This is a genomic window from Microbacterium sp. A93 (assembly GCF_051842835.1).
On record NZ_JBPXMT010000008.1, the window covers coordinates 149,428 to 167,686 of the forward strand.

13 protein-coding genes and 1 tRNA gene are annotated in these 18,259 nt (G+C 69.8%); 8 read left to right on the plus strand and 6 right to left on the minus strand.

The annotated features are described in order from the left end of the window. Positions 1–6: 6 nt before the first annotated feature. From ACSU1G_RS20110 to ACSU1G_RS20135, 6 genes are all read right to left on the minus strand, one after another. Positions 7–1,059, minus strand: coding sequence for an SDR family NAD(P)-dependent oxidoreductase (locus ACSU1G_RS20110; protein WP_439281997.1), 1,053 nt, complete (start codon positions 1,057–1,059; stop codon positions 7–9). A gap of 29 nt (positions 1,060–1,088) precedes the next feature. Further along, positions 1,089–2,213 carry a Gfo/Idh/MocA family protein gene (locus ACSU1G_RS20115; protein ID WP_439281772.1) on the minus strand — a complete coding sequence of 375 codons (1,125 nt, stop codon included), beginning with the start codon at positions 2,211–2,213 and terminating at the stop codon, positions 1,089–1,091. After that, entirely contained in the window at positions 2,213–3,811 is a 1,599-nt protein-coding gene (locus ACSU1G_RS20120) for a sugar transferase (protein ID WP_439281773.1), read from the minus strand. Before ACSU1G_RS20120 ends, ACSU1G_RS20115 begins: the two co-directional genes overlap by 1 nt. Before the next feature lie 429 nt (positions 3,812–4,240). Further along, positions 4,241–6,898, minus strand: a complete 2,658-nt coding sequence (locus ACSU1G_RS20125; protein WP_439281774.1) for a helix-turn-helix transcriptional regulator — start codon at positions 6,896–6,898, stop codon at positions 4,241–4,243. Then, positions 6,895–9,471, minus strand: a complete 2,577-nt coding sequence (locus tag ACSU1G_RS20130; RefSeq protein ID WP_439281775.1) for a helix-turn-helix transcriptional regulator — start codon at positions 9,469–9,471, stop codon at positions 6,895–6,897. The genes ACSU1G_RS20125 and ACSU1G_RS20130 overlap by 4 nt, the downstream gene beginning before the upstream one ends. Positions 9,472–9,798: 327 nt before the next feature. Continuing rightward, positions 9,799–9,870 (minus strand) — tRNA-Gln (locus ACSU1G_RS20135). Positions 9,871–10,074: 204 nt separating this feature from the next. Here ACSU1G_RS20135 and ACSU1G_RS20140 point away from each other — a divergent pair. The 8 genes from ACSU1G_RS20140 (at position 10,075) to ACSU1G_RS20175 (ending at position 18,254) form a co-directional block, all read left to right on the plus strand. Continuing rightward, positions 10,075–10,692 carry a UGSC family (seleno)protein gene (locus ACSU1G_RS20140; protein WP_439281776.1) on the plus strand — a complete coding sequence of 206 codons (618 nt, stop codon included), beginning with the start codon at positions 10,075–10,077 and terminating at the stop codon, positions 10,690–10,692. Continuing rightward, entirely contained in the window at positions 10,689–11,768 is a 1,080-nt protein-coding gene (locus ACSU1G_RS20145) for a hypothetical protein (protein ID WP_439281777.1), read from the plus strand. Before ACSU1G_RS20140 ends, ACSU1G_RS20145 begins: the two co-directional genes overlap by 4 nt. 138 nt (positions 11,769–11,906) lie before the next feature. Next, positions 11,907–12,767 (plus strand): IclR family transcriptional regulator, encoded by an 861-nt coding sequence (locus ACSU1G_RS20150; protein ID WP_439281778.1) that lies wholly within the window; start codon positions 11,907–11,909, stop codon positions 12,765–12,767. 134 nt (positions 12,768–12,901) lie between these two features. Continuing rightward, positions 12,902–13,885 (plus strand): ABC transporter permease, encoded by a 984-nt coding sequence (locus tag ACSU1G_RS20155; RefSeq protein ID WP_439281779.1) that lies wholly within the window; start codon positions 12,902–12,904, stop codon positions 13,883–13,885. Then, the gene (locus ACSU1G_RS20160; RefSeq protein WP_439281780.1) at positions 13,882–14,859 is read left to right on the plus strand and encodes an ABC transporter permease; all 978 of its coding nucleotides are present in this window, start codon (positions 13,882–13,884) and stop codon (positions 14,857–14,859) included. Before ACSU1G_RS20155 ends, ACSU1G_RS20160 begins: the two co-directional genes overlap by 4 nt. Beyond that, positions 14,856–15,803, plus strand: a complete 948-nt coding sequence (locus ACSU1G_RS20165; RefSeq protein WP_439281782.1) for an ABC transporter ATP-binding protein — start codon at positions 14,856–14,858, stop codon at positions 15,801–15,803. Before ACSU1G_RS20160 ends, ACSU1G_RS20165 begins: the two co-directional genes overlap by 4 nt. Then, entirely contained in the window at positions 15,793–16,569 is a 777-nt protein-coding gene (locus tag ACSU1G_RS20170; protein WP_439281783.1) for an ATP-binding cassette domain-containing protein, read from the plus strand. Before ACSU1G_RS20165 ends, ACSU1G_RS20170 begins: the two co-directional genes overlap by 11 nt. A 77-nt stretch (positions 16,570–16,646) precedes the next feature. Further along, positions 16,647–18,254 carry an ABC transporter substrate-binding protein gene (locus ACSU1G_RS20175; protein ID WP_439281784.1) on the plus strand — a complete coding sequence of 536 codons (1,608 nt, stop codon included), beginning with the start codon at positions 16,647–16,649 and terminating at the stop codon, positions 18,252–18,254. Positions 18,255–18,259: the final 5 nt, after the last annotated feature.

Consider the following 18,259-nt stretch of genomic DNA (forward strand, 5'->3'; position numbering starts at 1 on the left):
GCAAGGTCAGGTGGTGGCCGGGGCGGCGGCGATGAGGGAGCGGCCGGCGGCCACTTCATCGCGGAGGGGGCGCCACCACTCGACGAGCTGGCGCAGGCCCTCGTCGAGTCCGATGGTGGCGTGGAAGCCGAGGTCGCGTGCGGCGGCGGAGGTATCGGCCAGGCGGCGGACCACGGAGTTCACGGCCCGCTCGGGCCCGTACTCGATCGGCAGGTCCGAGCCCATGACCCGCAGCAGCGCCTCGGCGAGCTCCTGCAGGGACGTCTCGGTACCGGAAGCCACGTTGTAGACGCCTTCGGAGACCGGGCTGGCGGCGGCCAGCAGGTTGGCCCGTGCGATGTCCTCGGCGATCACGAAGTCCATGGTCTGGCTGCCATCGCCGAAGATCAGTGGCGGCAGGCCGTCGTCGATCCTCTCCATCCAGCGGACCAGGACCTCGGTGTACTTGCCGTGCACGTCCATCCTGGGCCCGTAGACGTTGAAGTAGCGCAACATCACGTAGTCGAGGCCGTACATGGCCCGGAAGCTGGCCAGCATGCCCTCGTTGAAGGTCTTGGCCGCGCCGTAGATCGTGTCGTTGTTGTACGGATGGTGCCGTTCCGTCGTCGGGAAGGCCTCCGCCATGCCGTACACGGACGCGCTGGAAGCCGCCACCACCTTGGGTGTCCGGTTTCCCCGGGCCTCGGAGGCGGCGGATTTCCCGACGCCGGCCACCGCCTCGAGCACGTTGAAGGTTCCGTTGACCATGACGTCCACGGCCAGCCGGGGGTCCTCGGCGCACTGGGTGATCCGGATGGCGGCCTGGTGGAACACAGCATCCAGTCCGTCTGGCCCGTCCACCAGCTCACGGACCAGGTCACGGTCGAGGATGTCGCCCTCCACCAGTTCCACCCGGCCCGAGTCCAGGGCGGCCGCGATGTTGGACCGGCGGCCGCGCACCAGGTTGTCCAGCACGGTCACGCGCTGGGCGCCGGCGGCCACCAGCTGGTCCACGATCCCCGAGCCGATGGTCCCGGCTCCACCGGTGACGAGGTAGCGCCCGCCCTGCAGGGAGGAGATACCGGAGTTGGTGATGGTCTGGTCGGTGCTCATCGGGTGGCCTCCAAGGTGCGGGTGGGGTCGGTGTTCTCGGACGGGATGGTGGTGTTGCCCACGGGGACCTTCGCGCCGCCGGCGGCAAGTGATTCACTGGCGGCCTCCAGGACGGCGAGCACCCGCAGGGCGGAGCTGCCGTCCGTGGGGGCCGGCTGCTTGCTGCGGATGGCCTCAGCGAAGGAGGACACCATCAGCCCGAGGGGCTCGAACTCGGACAGTGCCGGGGACCAGGTGTCGCCGAGCCGGTAGGAGACGGCCGCTCCCTTGCGGGAGGCGGCGTCTTCGAGGACCTGTTCCTGACGGCCCAGGTCCACACCGCGGTCGAAGATGCTCAGGCGCTGCTGCGGGTTCAGGTCGTCCCAGACGAGGGTCTTCTTGGACCCGCCGATCACCATCTGCCGGATCTTGGTCGGGGAGAGCCAGTTGACGTGGACATGGGCCAGGGCGCCGTTGGCCAGGGGCAGGGCCAGGTAGCCCACGCAGGACTTCCCCGAGCGCAGCGGGTCGGCTCCTTGGGCGGACACGGCCAGCGGCTGCAGGCCACCCGGCAGGATGAAGTCCAGGATGGACAGGTCGTGGGGGGCGAGGTCCCAGAACACGTCCACATCCGGCTGGACCAGACCCAGGTTGATGCGCACGGAGTCCACGTAGAGGATCTCCCCCAGCTCGCCGGCCTCGATGAGTTCCCGGATCTTCAGCACGGCCGGCGTGTAGCAGTAGGTGTGGTCCGCCATCAGGACGGTGCCGGCCTCGCGGGCGGCAGCCACCATCTGGCGTCCGCGTTCAGTGGTGTCCGCCAGCGGCTTCTCCACCACCACGTGCTTGCCTGCGGCGATCGCCTGCAGGGCGATCGCATGGTGGGTCCGGGCCGGTGTGGCGATGGCAACCGCATCCACGTCATGGCGGGCCAGCAGCTCGTCCACCGAGGTGACCACAGCCGGATTCCCGGTCTTGCGGGAGAGCTCCTCCGCCCGCACGGCGTCCATGTCACAGATGGCCACGAGGTCCCAGTCCGTGCTCATGGCGAAGTTGCGGGCCAGGTTGGGACCCCAATAACCGGCGCCGATGACGGCGACGCGGAGCGCGGGATGGACGGTGGAATCAGCGGCGATACTCATCAGTACGCTCCTTCGGGCTGGATCATGACTTTGAAGGTGCGCCACATGATCTGAAGATCACCTGTGACGGACCAGTTCTCGACGTAGTAGAGATCGAGGCGGACACTTTCGTCCCACCCCAGATTGGAGCGGCCGTTGATCTGCCACAGGCCGGTGAGGCCCGGCTTGATGAAGAGCCGGCGCCCCTCGTGGCCGGCATAGCCAGCCACCTCGTCCGGCAGTGGGGGCCGGGGACCCACCAGGGACATCTCCCCCTTCAGCACGTTCCAGAACTGGGGCAGCTCATCCAGGGAGTGGTGGCGCAGGAACGTCCCGATGCGGGTGACCCTGGGGTCATCCTTGAGCTTGAACAGTGGCCCGGCGCCCTCGTTGGCGGCCACGAGCGCGGCCTTCTCCTGCTCGGCGGAGGCCCGCATGGTGCGGAACTTGTGCATCTGGAACGGGGCACCGCGGCGGCCGGTGCGGGTCTGGGAGAAGAACACCCCACCCTCCGAGTCACGCCGGATGAGCACGGCCAGCACCCCGAAGAGCGGCAGCAGCACCAGCAGGGTCAGCGCGGAGACGATGATGTCCATGGTGCGCTTGAGGAGGTGGCGCCCTCCGTCGAAGGTGGGCTGCTCCACGTGCATCAGCGGCAGTCCCTCCACGGGCCGCACGCTGATCCGCGGTCCGGCCACGTTGGTCAGGGAGGACACCAGGATGATCTCGGTGCGGGATTCCTCGAGGGACCAGCCGAGATCCCGGATGGTCTGGTTCCCGCCGGGCAGCGGCCCCGCCACAATCACGGCGTCGGCGCGCAGCCGGCTGACGGCCGAGAGGACCTGGTGGGTTCCCACGAAGCTGGGGACATGGTGCGAGGCGGTGGAGACCGCCGTCTCATCTTCTGCTGTGACGGAGCCGTCCAGGACCACGCCCACGGCCCGGTAGGCGGCCCCGGACTTCTTCTCGATTTGGCGGAGCACGTACTGCACGTCGGCGGGCTGGCCCACCACCACCACGTCAGAGAGGGCGAATCCGTGGACCCGGCGCCGGTGCAGCCAGACCCGCCAGAGCCAACGGCTCGCCAGCAGGCCGGCCAGACCGGTGGGGAAGCCGATCAGCAGGAAGTAGCGGCCGCCGGTTCCGTTCACCAGCAGGGCGACGATGGCGAAGAGCCCCGCCGTGGTGGCGGTGGCGTCCAGGATCCGCTTGTATTCCGTGGCCCCCACTGCCATGCCGCGGGCCGAGCGGGTGCGGAACACCTGGAGCATGCCGATCCACAGCAATCCGACGACCGCAGCCACCACGGCCGGAGGGCGGGTGGGGTCTGTGAAACTCACCGCGGAGACCTGACTGGCCAGTGCCACGGACAGGCCGACCACGCCCACGTCTGTCATCAGGACGTTGCGCAGGTACCGATTCCGCCAACGCACGGCGGTGGTGGGTAGTCCTGCCTGACGGGTCCCTGTGGCCGCCACCGAACCGCTGCGTGCGGCCGGTTGATGTCCGCCCCCGGTGAACCCATGGGACGGTACGGCGCCGGAACGCCGCCGGGAGCGGCGCGTGGTGGGGACCGTTCCGAGGTGCGGGATGATCACCCGGTCAGTGGTCTGGGACATGGTCAGAGACCGGCCCCATCAGGGCGCGCATCGTTGAAGTAGAACGGCATGTCAATCTCCCACCTCTGCTGGCGGAGGACCGGCCCATGAGAGTGCTGGTCCCCGACCTGGGCCACCGGGGGTGGTGGCCTGTTCGGACACTCCGAGCCTAGGTTTGGGGTGACCTGTTCCACACCCGTATGCGGCTACTCGAATACCCCACGTGGTCCGCGTGCCGGGTACCTACCACTCCCCTACGGGCACCCGCCGCCTACGCGGAATGGCGCAGGCGACACTGGTGCGGTGTCCACTCCGGGGGACGCCGGGGTCTGAGGGGACCACCATTGGGCGACAGGTACCAGGGATAAGCATCACGGCACCTGCCCCACGTGGAGCAGGTGCCGTGATGTCGTGGTCAGTACCGCGGAGGTTGAGCGGACCTGCCGGTGTTCAGAACTGCACGTCCCGCAGTTCGGACCGTTCGGTGATCCCGAGCTTCGTGAAGACCCGGTACAGGTGGCCCTCCACCGTGCGCTGTGAGACGAAGAGCTGCTCCGCCACCTCGGCGTTACTCAGACCCTGGGCTGCGAGTTCCACGATCTCCCGCTCGCGCGCCGTCAGCTCGCCGAGGGCCTGGGCGCCGGCGATGTAGGGCGGGAACGTCACCCCGGCCCGCAGCTGCAGCCGCTTGAGGTGGCGCAGTGCCTCACCCCGGCGGCGCAGGTCACCCGAGTGGTGGTGGAGCAGCACCACTTGGGCCCAGGCGAACGCCGCGGCGAGGATTTCCCCGGCCGTGGCCGACTTTCCGGCGGCCTCCGCCAGGCCCCGGTGGTCCTGTGCGAGAACCGGGTCCAGCACGCGGGCGAAGCCCGCAGACCGGGGGCCGGCCGTGGCGGTGACCACGCCGCGGAACTCCCGCAGCAGTTCCTCTTCCACGTCCGCCGGGTCGCGCCGCATGATCAGGGACAGTAGGATCTCGCGGCGCACCACGGGACTGCCCTGCAACCGTGGATCGTCCAGGACACGGCGCCACAGTGGACGGCTCGCGCCCCCGAGATCAGGGTTCCGGTCCTCGGCGATGCTGAACAGGGCCAGGGACATCAGCCACCAGGATTCCGGGCCGGAGACGGCCCCTGCCGCCCGTTCATCGGCGGTGGGGCTCGGCATCCCGACCGTGACGCTGGCCCGCCGGGGAGCCAGCATGGCCTCGGCCAGCGGCAACAGCTGTAGGGGATCCTGCTGACGCAATTCCACCACGGCGTCCTCGATCCACGGGTAGGCACCCTCCGGGGCGCCGTCCGCGTTCTCCACCATGTGCCGCAAAGCCAAGGCGGTGCCCGATCTCTGATGCCACTGCCGCGGCTCCAGCGTCAGCTGCTCCTCGAGGAGTTCCCGCGCCCGGTCCGCGTACCCGGCGGTGACGTGGGCGAACACGAGGACGGCCAGGCATTGGAGACCGAAGCGCGTGGAGAAGGCGGGAAACCTCTGAGCCATCTCATGGGCGCGCTCGGCGGCCTGGACAGCCGCATCCGGGTCCCCCGCCATGGTCAGCGCCTCGGCTTGGACGAGCAACATGGTCGCGCGCGTGAAGTCCTGGGTGAGCGGGTCTTCGATCACCCGTTGCAGCTGCTCAAGGACCTCCGGTCGGTGCAGTTCAGCGGCGCCGCTGCTGATCAGCTCGACCAAGCTCAACAGCACGGGGGGCGAGTTCGTCGGCTCCGGCCGGCGCTCCCGGAAACGGGACAACAACGGCGGCAGGGCCGCCCAGACATTGGGGGCCTCGCCTGCGCTCACCAGACTGACGGCCAGCAGGGACAGGGCCTCCGTGCGCAGACTCTGATCCGAGGTCTGGACGGCGAGGTCCTCCAACTCCTTGCGGGCCGCCCAGGTCCGGCCGCTCAGGAGCATCAGCTCCGAGGACAGCAGTGCTGCCCGCGGTTCCCGGGACCCGGCCAGGTGGGGCGCCAGGGCCCGGGCGGTCGGCCAGTCCTTGACCTGCAGCGCCTCAAAGCTCGCGTCCATGAGTTGGTTGACCGGCACGTTCTGTCCGCATTCCAGGGCCCAGAGCACGCTGCGAGCTGTCCGGCCCTGTTCGGTGTCACCGCCCGCGGCCACCCACCTCTTGTACAGCTCGAAACTCCGCCCCGGGGCGATGTGGGCCCGCAACACCTCGGCGTGGATCGCCGCGGCCAGGTCCACGCTGTCGCCGGGGCCCGCCTCCCGGAGCAATCCGGCCTCGAGCAGGTCGTGGACGTGCTCCCCGGCGAGGGCCCGCAACAGTGACCGCGGTACGCCTCCGGCCAGGGCGGCCAACTCCAGCGTCTCGCGCTCGCCGGGGATCAGCGCGTCCTGCATCGTCTCCACGGTGTCGATGAGACGCCCGTCCGGTTCCGGGGCGGGACGCAACAGGACCCACGGGGCGGGACGCCCCGGCATGGGCGCACCGCCCGGTGCCCGGACCAGCACCCCCTGGTCCCGAGCGGAGGCGAGATACGCGTTGATCAGCCGTGGATTACCGCCGGTCATCCCGCGGATGGTCCGTGCCGTCCCCAACGTCATGGGTCCGTCCAACACATGCTCGCACTGACGCCGCACGCGGTCCACGTCGGCCGGTTCGAGATGGATGGTCTGCAGCACCCCGGTGTCCGCCAGGGCAGCCAGACCGGACGCCCGGTCGAGGGGGCCGGTCCCCAAGGCCAAGAGGGTCGCCGCCTGGTTCTGGACCAGCTGGGCCAGGACGAAGGCGCTGGCAGCATCCAGGTGTTGCACATCGACCACCACCATCACCGGCGCCGTGTGGCCCTGCTGCAGGGCGCGCAGGACCTCCACCGGGGTCTCCAACCGGTGCAAGCCGATCAGCAGGGGGGACAGTGCCCCGTAGGGCACCTCGCGCAGGCTCGGACTGCATTGGATGGTCTGCACGTCCCCGAGGCGGCCAGACGCCTTCAGCGACTGTTGGACCAGCGATGACTTGCCCATGCCCGGCCCGCCGAGGATCACCGCCCCGGCGGTCCGATTCCCCCGCAGCACGTCCACGAGGGTATCCAGGTGGGCGCCGCGACCGGTCCGGACTGACGGCGGCTGGCGTCCGGTCTGCGGTACGGTCACGGCCGGTGCCGTTGCGGGGTATGGGCGGCAGCCAGGCGGGCCAGGTCGGCACGGCCCTTGAGCTGCAGCTTCGCGTAGATCTGGTAGAGGTGGCCCTCCACCGTCCGGATGGAGATCCCACTGATCCGGGCGATCATGGCGTTCGTCTTGCCAACCACCACGAGCCGGGCGATCTCCTTCTCGCGGCGGGTCAACTCCACCATCCAGGCCGGTTCACCGCCCGGCTCCTCCGGTTCCGGGCCGCTCCGGCGGCCGGCGCCGGCCGCCTCCGTCAGCCGCCGGAGTTGGGGAGCCGTCAGGTCCCGCACCAGCGGAAGGTTGCTCTGTTCAACGTGACCCGCGTATCCCGCGAAGGCCAACAGCTCCAAGGCCTGGAACAACCGCTCCGAATCGTCCTCCAGTACCGAGTGGGCCAGCATCAGGTGCGGCGCCGAGGCGACGGTCTGGGTGCTGGCGGCAGCCTCTGCAAGACGGGGGGCAAGCCACGTCTCGCCGAGGTGGAAGGCCCCGGACACCGCGGCGAACTCCACCGCGTAGAGCCCCTCGGCGGCGGCACGGTCGGCAAGGGCCACCAGCCGCGCCGTACGGGCCTGGGGAGAGTGGATCCGGCCCATGGACCAGGCCAGCAGGAGTTCCGCCATCCACCCGAGACGTCCGAGCGGCTGGCCCTCGTGACCTCGGCGGGACTCCTGGGCGTAGGACTCCATCACCCGGGAGGAGTCCACGCCCTCGGTCTCCCGCGGTCCGTGTTGCCCCTCCGGGAGTTCGGCGCAGACGGCCTTGACCGCCAAAGCCGTCTCCAGGTCCTGCGGACGGCCCAGGCGCTCCAACTGTGCCACCGCCGTGGCGGCTCGCTGACCGGCCCGATCAGGGTGACCGCCCAGGACGTCCAGGACGGCCAGGACCAGATCGGCGTACTGCACCGCATAGGGGTTCCCGTGCCGCCCGGCGAGGACCGCCTCGGCAAGATCCCGGCAGCGGTCCAGCTGCCCGCAGGTGGCCAGCACGGTCAACATGGATTCGGCCAGCAGGGCCCGCTCGAAGGGACCCATCAGGTCGTTGATGATGCCCAGATTCCTGAACCCGGCGAGCTCACGGTCCAACTCGATCACGATCTCAAGGGCACCGGCCTGGTCGTCGGAGAGGGCCAGGGCTTCAGCCCGGATGGCCCGGGCCCGGCACCGGATGGATTCGCGCGTGAAGATGGCGCCATCGTCAGTCTGCGGGTCTGGTTGGTGGTCGTCTGGGAGGGAGTCCAGCAGGTCGAGGACTCGGCGCGCATCTCCGCGCACTGCGGCCAACGCGGCGGCCTGCACGATGAGCGCGGCGGTGCCGCGTTCCGGGGAGTTCTTCAGGACCTCCTCCGCACCCTCCAGGTCGCCCACCATGAACCGTGCCCGGGTCTCGGCCCACGCCAGGTGCATCCTGCCGATCACCGAGGCCGCCCGCACCGGCTGGGCGGTGCCGAGGCCGTAGTCGGAGAACAGGGCCACGGCTTCGGTCGAGTTGCCGATGGCCACGAAGTCCTGTGCCGCCCGGAGCACGCTGAGGTATCCCGGATCCAACATCTCCAGGGTCGCCGACAGTTCACGCTGGCGGTCCGGCTCGATCGCCGCCATGGTCTCCGCGGACTGCACGGCACTCATCTGGGCCACCCGACCGCTGTGTTCACTGCGGATCTCCAAGGCGCCGGACTCCTCCAACTCGTCGAGTTCCGCGGCGTAGCCGGTGTGGATGAGGTCTCCCACCCGCATGGGCCCGCAGATGGTGAGCATCTCCAGGAGGGCGCGTTGGCGCACGGGAAGGCCCCGCAGCATGGCGGAGGGATCCCCGCCGTTGGTCGGGCGCGGCAGCGGTCCAGCGTCGAGGACCCAGTCGGGCCCGCTGCGCCGCAGCTTTCCGGAGGATATACAGTCCCGCGTCAGCTGCCGCAGCCGCTGGATGGAACCGCCGCTGTGCTGCCACAGGACCGTCGCGGCGAATCGCGTCACGGGTCCTCCGGCCACCTCCTCCACCAGGCTCTGGCTGGCCGCCGGCGTCAGCGGCCAGACGGTGATCCCGGTCAGGGTCCCGAGTCGTCGAAGCGCGGCCAGGTCGATCGGCACATCGGTGGAGCGCTCGCAATGGACCACCAGCGTGATGTGGTGGATCTGCGCCAGTTGGGCCAAGACGGTGTTGGTGCCCGCATCGATCTGGTCCGGCTGGGACACGATCACGATGGCCGGCTCGGCGCCGGGAGGGCAGAGGAAATCAGACAGCACCCGCATCATTCCGTGGGGGTGGGTCGGCGGGGCTTCCTGGAGCCCCGAGAGCAGGATGGCCAAGGCGCCGTAGGGCGTGGCGGAGGCAAAGGAGCTGCCGTGCAGACGGAACACAGCGCGGTCCGCCGGCACGGAGGCCAGAGCGGCCTCGATGGTCTCGCGGCGATCGCCGAGTTCTCCGGTCAGGATGGCACCGCCGGGCCCGTCACCCCCGAAGATCGATTCCAAGGCCCGGACCGCTTCGTCCGGGGAGTCCATCCACCGCCCGTTGGCACCGGATTCCAGCCAGGACAGGTCCAGTGCGGGGATCACCGGAACGGACAGCGGTTCATGGCTTGTAGGACCTGACGGGTCATCCGCGCGTGGGGGGCCTGACAGGCCGGGGAGGACCTGGTGGACGGCGGTCGGATCACTTGAGGTGAGCGGGATGGAATGTTGAGGTGCAGCTTGAGACGGAGACGGTTGCATACCCTTTGCCCTTGATATCGACTGTGGCCTCACAGGTGGGGGAAGGTCCTGTCAGGTCACGGTGTGCGAACAGATCAAAAAAGGGAGGGGATTCCCTAAATACGAGATCTTACGGACAGGAATGCCTCAGCGGAAGGGCTGTCGACTGCTTTGACCCAATGTTAAGTCGAGTTCCGCCCATAGGATTCGAACCTATACCACACAGCTCCAAAGGCTGGCGTGCTGCCATTACACCAGGGCGGACCGGACGGCAAGGGGGACCGTCGGGTGGACCGGCACCCTATTCTTCCACAGTGTCCGGCCCCCTACCGAACCTCGCGGAGGGTGCGGACCAGCCACCCTCAGGTGCCGCCATTCCATCGCGTGGAAGCCCTCCCACCCCGTGTTCCGGGCCCGGTCATAGTGGCCGAACAGGCGCGAGATGTGCCGCACGGACGGAGGAATGCCATGTCGGCAGGGATACTCGACCCCACCATCAGCAGGAGCAGCAGGGCCCACGGCAAGACCACGACGCAGCAACGGCCACCCACCGAGGCGCCGGGCTCCGGGCCGCCCCGGGTGGCCGATCTCAGCGGCCTCCGCGTGGGCCTGCTCGAGAACACCAAGCGCCATGCGGCCGAGCTGCTGGACGCGGTGGGCGCTGCCCTGGCCGCGCGCCGGCCTGATCAGCAGCCACTCACGTTGATCCGTCACACCAAGGAGAACTTCGCGATGCCCCTGACCGAGGACCTGGTGGAACAACTGGTCCGGGATTGTGACGTGGTGGTGATCGGAGTCGGCGACTGCGGCTCCTGCAGCGCGGCGGCCGTGGCGGACGGCATCGCCCTGGAAGATCGCGGCCTGCCCGTGGCCGTGGTGTGCACCGAGGCCTTCGACGTCACCTCCCGGGCGATGGCCCGGTTGAAGGGACAGCCCGACTTCCCCTACCTGCTGATGCCGCATCCGATCGCCAACCTGACCCCGGACGGCATCACCGAACGCGGCCGGGATCTCGCGGCCCGGATCAGCGCGCACCTGACGGGCGCGCACCTGACCGGCACGCCCCTGACCGGCACGGCCGCATGAGCACGGACCAGACAGACGCGCAGGCCACCGGGGCAGACGGCACCTCCGTCCCGGAGTCCCTGCTGGACCCGGCGGCCGCGCGGGCCATGGCCGAGTACCTCTTCGAGCGCGGGTGGTCCGATGGCCTGCCCGTGCTCCCGGCCACCACTGAGGTGGTGGCAGACTTCCTGCGGCACACCGACCGTGACCCGGACGCGGTCCTGGCGGAACTCCCCCAGGTGGACCGCCAGGCCACCGTCCGGGACGTGGCCCTGCACGCCGCCATGGCCGGCTGCCGGCCGGAGTACCTGCCCGTGGTGCTCACCGCGTGGGAGGCGCTCTCCCTCGAGCGCGCCGCCCGCGGTGGCGGCTGGCAGTCCACCAGCGGGCCGTCCCCCCTGGTGATCGTCAACGGCCCGGTGCGGCACCGGTTGGGCATCAACTCCGCGGGAGGGGTCTTCGGGCCGGGCTTCCGCGCCAACATGACCATCCCCCGCGCGCTCGGCCTGACGGTCCGCAACGGGTTCGGGATCATCCCCCAGGAACTGGAACAGGCCACCCAGGGCGTCCCGGGGCGCTGGACCCAGTGCATCGGCGAGGACGAGGAGTCCTCCCCCTGGGAGCCCCACAGCGTGGAGGCCGGAGTCCCCGCCGGCCAGGATGCCGCCAGCGTGGTGTTGGTCCGCACCAGCGAGTTCGTGGACAATCGGTCCTTCCGCGGCGCCGAGGAGCTCCTGACGGACTTCGCCGACACCCTGCAACGCATGGGTCCCTGGATCTTCCGCAGCGGGGCGGCCGTGCTCGTCATGAACCCCGCCCACGCCCACGCCCTGGCCGAGGCGGGGATGTCCAGGCAGGACGTGCGCCAGTGGCTCGCCGAGCGGGCCGGGCACACGGAGGCCGAACTGACGCGGGCCGGGAAGGGACTGCGGGACCGCCCCTTCGGACCGTTCGCACCGGATCATTTCCACCCGGCGCTCACCGATGCCAGCCCCGCCACCCTGCCGATCGTGGTGGCCGGCTCCCCGAACGCCGCCATCTCCATGGTGGTGCGCACCTTCAGCACCTGGTCCGGCCGGGCGCTGCCGATCCACTGACGCCGGCGTCGGATCGGCGGTAGGGTCCGGTGCGCTTTCATGGGACGGAAACCCCGGCCCCGGCACGACGACGGCCGGTAACCTTGGCGCACCCGCCGGCGGTTCGATGCCCGGCGGCCACCGGAGGAATGACCCGCGATGAACCAGACTCCACCCGTCGACATCCACAGCGTCCGAAGCAGGCTGCAGGACACCGAGCCCAGATCCGCCAAGCGCACCGCGGCCGCCCGGGTCCTGTCCCTGCTGGATGCCTTCGCCCAGCGCGGGGAGCCCCTGACCCTGACGGAGATGGCCCGGCGTGCCGATCTCAGCCTGACCACCACCCACCGGCTGGCCCATGAGGTCCTGGACTGGGGCGGGTTGGAGATGGACGAGGAGGGTCGATACCGCCTCAGCCGCAAGATCCTGAAGCTGGCGAGCGCCTCCACGGAGGACCTGCGCATCCGTGAGCTGGCCCTGCCCCACCTCGTGGACCTGCAGCGCCGGATCGGGCTGACCGTCAACCTCTCCGTGCGGGAGGGGGACGAGGTGATGTACCTGGAGGCGCTGCGGGCCCACCCGAACTACACGGGTCAGAACCGGATGGGCGGCCGGCTGCCCCTGCACGTGACGGCCACGGGCCAGCTGCTCCTGGCCCATGCGGAGGAATCCTTCCAGGAGGACTACCTGTCCCGTCCCCTGAAGCGGTACACCGAGTCCACCCCGGCTCGCCCCGAGGAGATCCGCCAGGCGATGGCCGAGGCCCGGCGGGAGGGGTTCCTGCGCCTCGACGGCGCCCTGGCCCCGGGGGCCGGCTCCGTGGCCGCCCCCGTCCCGGACGCACTGGGCTGCGTGGACGTCGCCGTGGGCGCCATCTACGCCCGCACCCATCCAGAGCCGCACGGCCTGAAGGATCTGCTGCGGGTGACCGCCCGCCGGATCGCCCGGGCGCGGGTGGAACGGCCGGCGTTGGACCCCCGGACCATCGAGTTCAACCGCGGTCAGGCCGGCCTGATCTAGCCACCTCCACGCACCGGACGAGCCCACAGATCGCGCTTTCCAAGGCGTGGAAGATCCAGTGTGGGCCACCTCACACCCCAGCAGACTGTGGGAGTCCCCACACTGCCGAGGAGGTGCCGGTGAAGGCTCGCGTGATGCACTACGGAAGACTGTTGCTGTCTTCCCTGATCTTGTTCATCGCCGTGATCACGGTGTTGTTCTTCCTGCTGGAGCTGGCCCCGGGTGACCCGGTCCAGACCCTGGTGGGAGATGTCCCCCTGTCCGAGGCCTTCCGGGCCCAGATCACGGCCGCCTACGGCCTCGACAAGCCGGTCTGGGAACGCTATGTGCTCTATCTGGGCAACGTGTTCACCGGGAACCTGGGATTCTCCTTCGGCACCAACAACGAACCGGTCCTGGACCTGATCCTCAGCCGGGCCGGCAACACGCTGGCCCTGGCGGTCCCCGCCTTCGTGCTCTCCACGCTGGGCGGCCTGATCCTCGGCTCGATCGCCGCGCGGACCCGCAAGCGGTGGCTGGACGGTGGGATCTCCGGCGGTGCCGTGGCCCTGTTCTCCGTCCCCAACTTCTGGTTCGGCATGCTGCTGATCCTGGTCTTCTCCATCTGGCTCGGCTGGTTCCCCACCCAGGGCAAGAGCCCCTACGGCCAACCAGGGATCGGGCTGGAGTACCTGGTGTTGCCGGTGATCACCATGGCCACCAGCGAGCTGGCCTACAAGACCCGCATCATGCGCTCGTCCATGATCGAGTCCCTCGGGCAGGACTTCGTGGACACGGCCCGGTCCAAAGGCCTGTCCTCCTCCCACGTGTTGTGGCGGCACGCCCTGCCCAACGCCCTGCTGCCCATGGTCACGGTCTCCGGCTACAGCCTCGGCTACATCCTGGCCGGCTCGGTCCTGGTGGAGCGGGTCTTCGGCTGGCCCGGGATGGGGTTGCTGTTCATCGACGCGATCAACCGGCAGAACAACATGGTGATCCTAGGCGTGGTGATCGTCCTGACGGTCGTCATCATCACCGTCAACATCCTGACGGACGTGGTGTACGGCCTGGTGGATCCGCGTCTACGCGCCCAGTTCTCCCCCGCACGGCACCGCCCCTCCCAGGAGGTCACCGCATGACCCAGCAAGAGATCCCCCTGGCCCCCACCGCGGGGCCGCCCGAGCCGATCCCGGAGCCTCAGCCGGCCGGGGCCGGGACCCTCCCACCGCCCTCGGCGACAGCGCCCGGGAAGCCGGCCGGCCGGCGTCGTCCCCCCGGTGGAGCCGAACGCTCCGCCTGGCGCGTGTTCCTGCGCAAGCCGAGCACCCGGGTGTTCATCCCCCTGCTGGGGGTGTTCGTCCTGATGGCCGTCCTGGGCCCGCTCTTCGTGGGCGACCCCGCCGCCACCGGAGCCCCCGAGCTGCTGGCCCCCAGCCCCGCGCATCCCCTCGGCACGGACCACCTGGGCCGGGACTACCTGGCCCGGCTGGTCAACGGCAGCCAGGTCTCCCTGCTGGTGGGCTTCAGCGTGGCCGTGCTGTGCATGAGCATCGGACTGGTGGTGGGCGGGCTGGCCGGCTACCACGGCGGCTGGATGGACACCGTGATGGTCAAGCTGGCCGAGTTCTTCCAGGTGCTGCCCGGGATCGTGCTGGCCCTCGTGGCGGCGGCGCTGCTCGGGGCCAACGTCTTCATCATCGTGGCCATCCTCTCCGTCACCATGTGGCCGGCGGTGGCCAGGATCGTCCGGGCGGAGGCCATGCGGATCTCCCAGCTCGGCTACGTGGAATCGGCGCGGGCCGCCGGGTTCCCCAGCCTGCGCATCATCATCTCGGACGTCCTGCCCAATGCCATGCCGCCGGTGCTGGTGGCCACGTCCATGACGGTGGGGCGGGCCATCCTCATCGAGTCGGGGCTGGCCTACCTGGGCATCGGGGACCCCTCCCACCCGTCCTGGGGCGCGCTGCTGAACTCCGCCCAGGCCTATATGCGGGACGGTTGGTGGCTGGCCGTGGCCCCGGGCCTGTGCATCTTCCTGGTGGTGCTGGCCGTGAACATGCTCGGCGACGCCCTCAACGACGCCTACAACCCCACCGTCGGGAGGGTCAAATGAGAACCACAGACACAGGAGCAGACGGAGCCGTGCCCCTGATCGAACTGTCCGGGCTGAACGTGGTGCTGCCGACCGGCGAGCGCAGTGAGGTCCAGGCCGTGCGCTCCGTGGACCTGGTGGTCCATGACGGCGAGCGCGTGGGCCTGGTCGGCGAGTCCGGGTCCGGCAAGTCCGTGACCGGCCGCTCGATCGCCGGGCTGCTGCCCACCTCCCCCCGCGTGCGGGTCAGCGGGTCCATCCGGATCCGGGGCCGCGAGATGGTGGGCGCCGCCGAGAGGACCTGGGACGAGGTGCGGCAGCGGACGGTCGGGATGATCTTCCAGGATCCGCTGACCTTCCTGAACCCCACCATGAGGATCGGGCGCCAGGTGGCCGAGTCGCTCTCGACCCGGCGCGGTTCCGGCGGGAGCGGTTCCAGCGGGAGCGGTTCCAGCAGGAGCGGCTCCAACCGGCGGGCGATCCGGGAGGAGTCCGTGCAACGGTTCCTGCGCCAGGCCGGGCTGCCGGACCCCGCCCAGGTGGCCGCATCCTTCCCGCACGAGCTCTCCGGCGGGATGCGCCAACGTGTGCTCATCGCCATCGCGATCGCCAAGGAACCCTCCCTGGTGCTGGCCGATGAGCCCACCACGGCCCTGGACGCCACGGTGCAGCAGCACGTGCTGCGCACCCTGGACGAGACGGTGGCCGAGCTGGGGACCTCCCTGCTGCTGATCTCCCACGACCTCGCGGTGGTGGCCGGGATGACGGACCGGGTCTACGTCATGTACGCCGGGCGGATTGTGGAGGAGGGACCCACGGACCGCGTCCTGGCCGATCCACAGCACGAGTACACCCGCGCCCTGCTCCGCAGCGTCCGCAGCCTCACCGAGGCCGACACGGAGCTGTATTCCATCCCGCTGCAGACCCGCCAGCGCTTCGCCCAGGAGGCATCCCGTGCAACTTGAGGCCCTCGATGTCTCCAAGACCTTCCGTTCCAGGCGCACCTCGGCACCGGTCCATGCCGTGCAGAACGCCACCCTGACGGCCCGGCCCGGCCAGTTCGTGGCGATTGTGGGAGAGTCAGGATCCGGCAAGTCCACACTGGCCCGGCTCCTGCTGGACCTGTTGGAGCCCACGGAGGGCTCGGTGCGCCTGGACGGCCGCGAGGTCGGTTCCATGGACCGCACCGAGAAACGGGCCTACCGCCGCAGCGTCCAGGCGGTGCTGCAGGACCCGGCCGGCTCACTGAACCCGCGCAAGCGCGTCTCCCGGGCCATCGGCGAGGTGATCCGCCTGCACGGGATGGCCCGGACCGCAGCCGAGACCCGCCGGCGCGTCACCGAAGTCCTGGAGCTGGTGGGGATGGCGCCCGCCGCGGACTACCTGGACCGCTATCCACACGAGCTCTCCGGCGGCCAACGGCAGCGCGTGCTGATCGCCCGCGCCATCGCCCTGGACCCCCGCATCATCGTGGCCGATGAGGCCGTCTCCGCCCTGGACGCCTCCGTGAAGGCCGGGGTGCTCGCCGTGATGGCGGACCTCAAGGACCGCCTGGGCGTGGGCTACGTCTTCATCACCCACGACCTGCCCGTAGTGCGCAAGGTGGCCGACTACGTGTACGTGATGCGCCACGGACAGATCGTGGAACACGGCCCGAAGGATCAGATCTTCGCCGACCCCTCCCACCCCTACACCCGGGAGCTGCTGGCAGCCGCCCCGGCCCTGCCCTGACTGCCCCGACCCACCCACGTCCGAACCACCCACGTCCGACCCACCCACGTCCGACCACCGTTGAAAGGCAACACACCATGCGAACATCATCCAAGCGAACCACCGGCCTGTGGGCCGTGCTCGCCGCCGGGGCCCTCGCCCTGAGCGCGTGCGGCGGAGGCGCGGCCGAGACAGCGGGAGGCGGCGGAGGCGACGGCGGAGACCGCGTCTACGTCCAAGCGATCGCCGATGATCCCATGGGCCTGAACGCCCAGCTGATCAGCGGCGCCACCCCCTCCATGTTCAGCGCCCAGATCCTGGATCCACTGATCTTCCTCTCCCAGGACTTCGAGATGACCCCGGGCCTGGCGGAGAGCTGGGAGTTGAGCGAGGACGGCCTGGACCTCACCCTGGACATCCGCCAGGGCGTCACCTGGCATGACGGCGAGCCGTTCACCGCCGAGGACGTCGCCTTCAACTTCGAGGAGATCGTGCCCCTGCAGTCCTTCGGGGCGCAGATCGGCGAGCGGCTGGACTCGGCCGAGGTGGTGGACGAGCACACCGTCATCCTGCACCTGAGCGAGCCCTTCGGCCCCATCCTGGAGACGGTGGCCGCCCAGTTCATGGTCCCGAAGCACGTCTACGAGGGCACGGACTACGTGACCAACCAGGCCAACATGGAACCCGTCGGCACCGGCCCCATGGTGTTCGACTCCTACAGCTCAGGCGAGCAGGTGACCCTGACCGCCAATCCGGACTACTGGGGCGGGGAGGTCCAGGTGGACCGCGCCGTCTACCCGATCATGACGGACCCCAACGCCCGCGCCGAGGCCCTGTTCGCCGGTGAGGTGGACCAGGCCTCCGTGGACGTGTCCCAGCAGGACCGGGTCAGCGATGACCCGAACACCCTGCTGATGGAGGAGAGCAACTTCCCCCAGCTCGTCACCGTGATGTTCAACGCCCAGAGCGAGTACCTCGAGGACCCGGAGGTCCGCGCCGCGGTCTTCTCAGCACTGGACCGAGAGGCGATCGTGGACACCGCGCTCAGCGGGATCGGGACCCCGGCCAACGGGTTCTTCCCCGAGACCCTGGACTGGGCCGTGAGCCCGAACGTGGACTTCTCCCAGGACTTCCCGCGGGACGTGGACGCCATCAACAAGACCCTGGACGAGGCCGGCTTCGAGCGCGGGGCGGACGGGATGCGCTTCACCCTGAACGTGCGCTACATCAGCGAGCTCTCGGATGTGGCCGCCACGGTGGAGATGGCCCAGTCCATGCTGGAGGAGGTCGGCATCGGCATCGAGATGCAGGGCACCTCGGGCGCCGTGTTCACGGAGAAGGTCTACACGGAGAGCGACTTCGACGTGGCGTTCCTCCGCTCCACCGTGGGGGCGGACCCCTCCATCGGGATCGTGCGCTGGTACGAGTGCAATGACCAGCGGGCGGCCGCGGCCAATCCCTCCGGTCTCTGCGACCCCCAGATCGACGAGGCCGCCGCCCAGGCCCTGGCCGTGACCGACCAGGCCGAGCGCGGGACGGCGCTCACCGCCCTGCAGGACCGCGCCAACGAGCTGATGTACTACGCGCCGGTGGCCTGGTTCAACGGGGCCTTCCCCACCATCAACACCACGCGCTGGCAGGGCCAGGAGGAGCCCACGGAGATGACCAACCGGATGCCGTGGACCACCATGACCCTGCAGCAGTAAGTCCG

Bases quoted from the DNA above. Each gene is read 5' to 3' on its own strand.
- ACSU1G_RS20165 (WP_439281782.1), top strand. From the start codon at position 14,856: ATGAGAACCACAGACACAGGAGCAGACGGAGCCGTGCCCCTGATCGAA.
- ACSU1G_RS20140 (WP_439281776.1), top strand. From the start codon at position 10,075: ATGTCGGCAGGGATACTCGACCCCACCATCAGCAGGAGCAGCAGGGCC.
- ACSU1G_RS20150 (WP_439281778.1), top strand. From the start codon at position 11,907: ATGAACCAGACTCCACCCGTCGACATCCACAGCGTCCGAAGCAGGCTG.
- ACSU1G_RS20160 (WP_439281780.1), top strand. From the start codon at position 13,882: ATGACCCAGCAAGAGATCCCCCTGGCCCCCACCGCGGGGCCGCCCGAG.
- ACSU1G_RS20115 (WP_439281772.1), bottom strand. From the start codon at position 2,213: ATGAGTATCGCCGCTGATTCCACCGTCCATCCCGCGCTCCGCGTCGCC.
- ACSU1G_RS20155 (WP_439281779.1), top strand. From the start codon at position 12,902: ATGCACTACGGAAGACTGTTGCTGTCTTCCCTGATCTTGTTCATCGCC.
- ACSU1G_RS20145 (WP_439281777.1), top strand. From the start codon at position 10,689: ATGAGCACGGACCAGACAGACGCGCAGGCCACCGGGGCAGACGGCACC.
- ACSU1G_RS20175 (WP_439281784.1), top strand. From the start codon at position 16,647: ATGCGAACATCATCCAAGCGAACCACCGGCCTGTGGGCCGTGCTCGCC.
- ACSU1G_RS20120 (WP_439281773.1), bottom strand. From the start codon at position 3,811: ATGTCCCAGACCACTGACCGGGTGATCATCCCGCACCTCGGAACGGTC.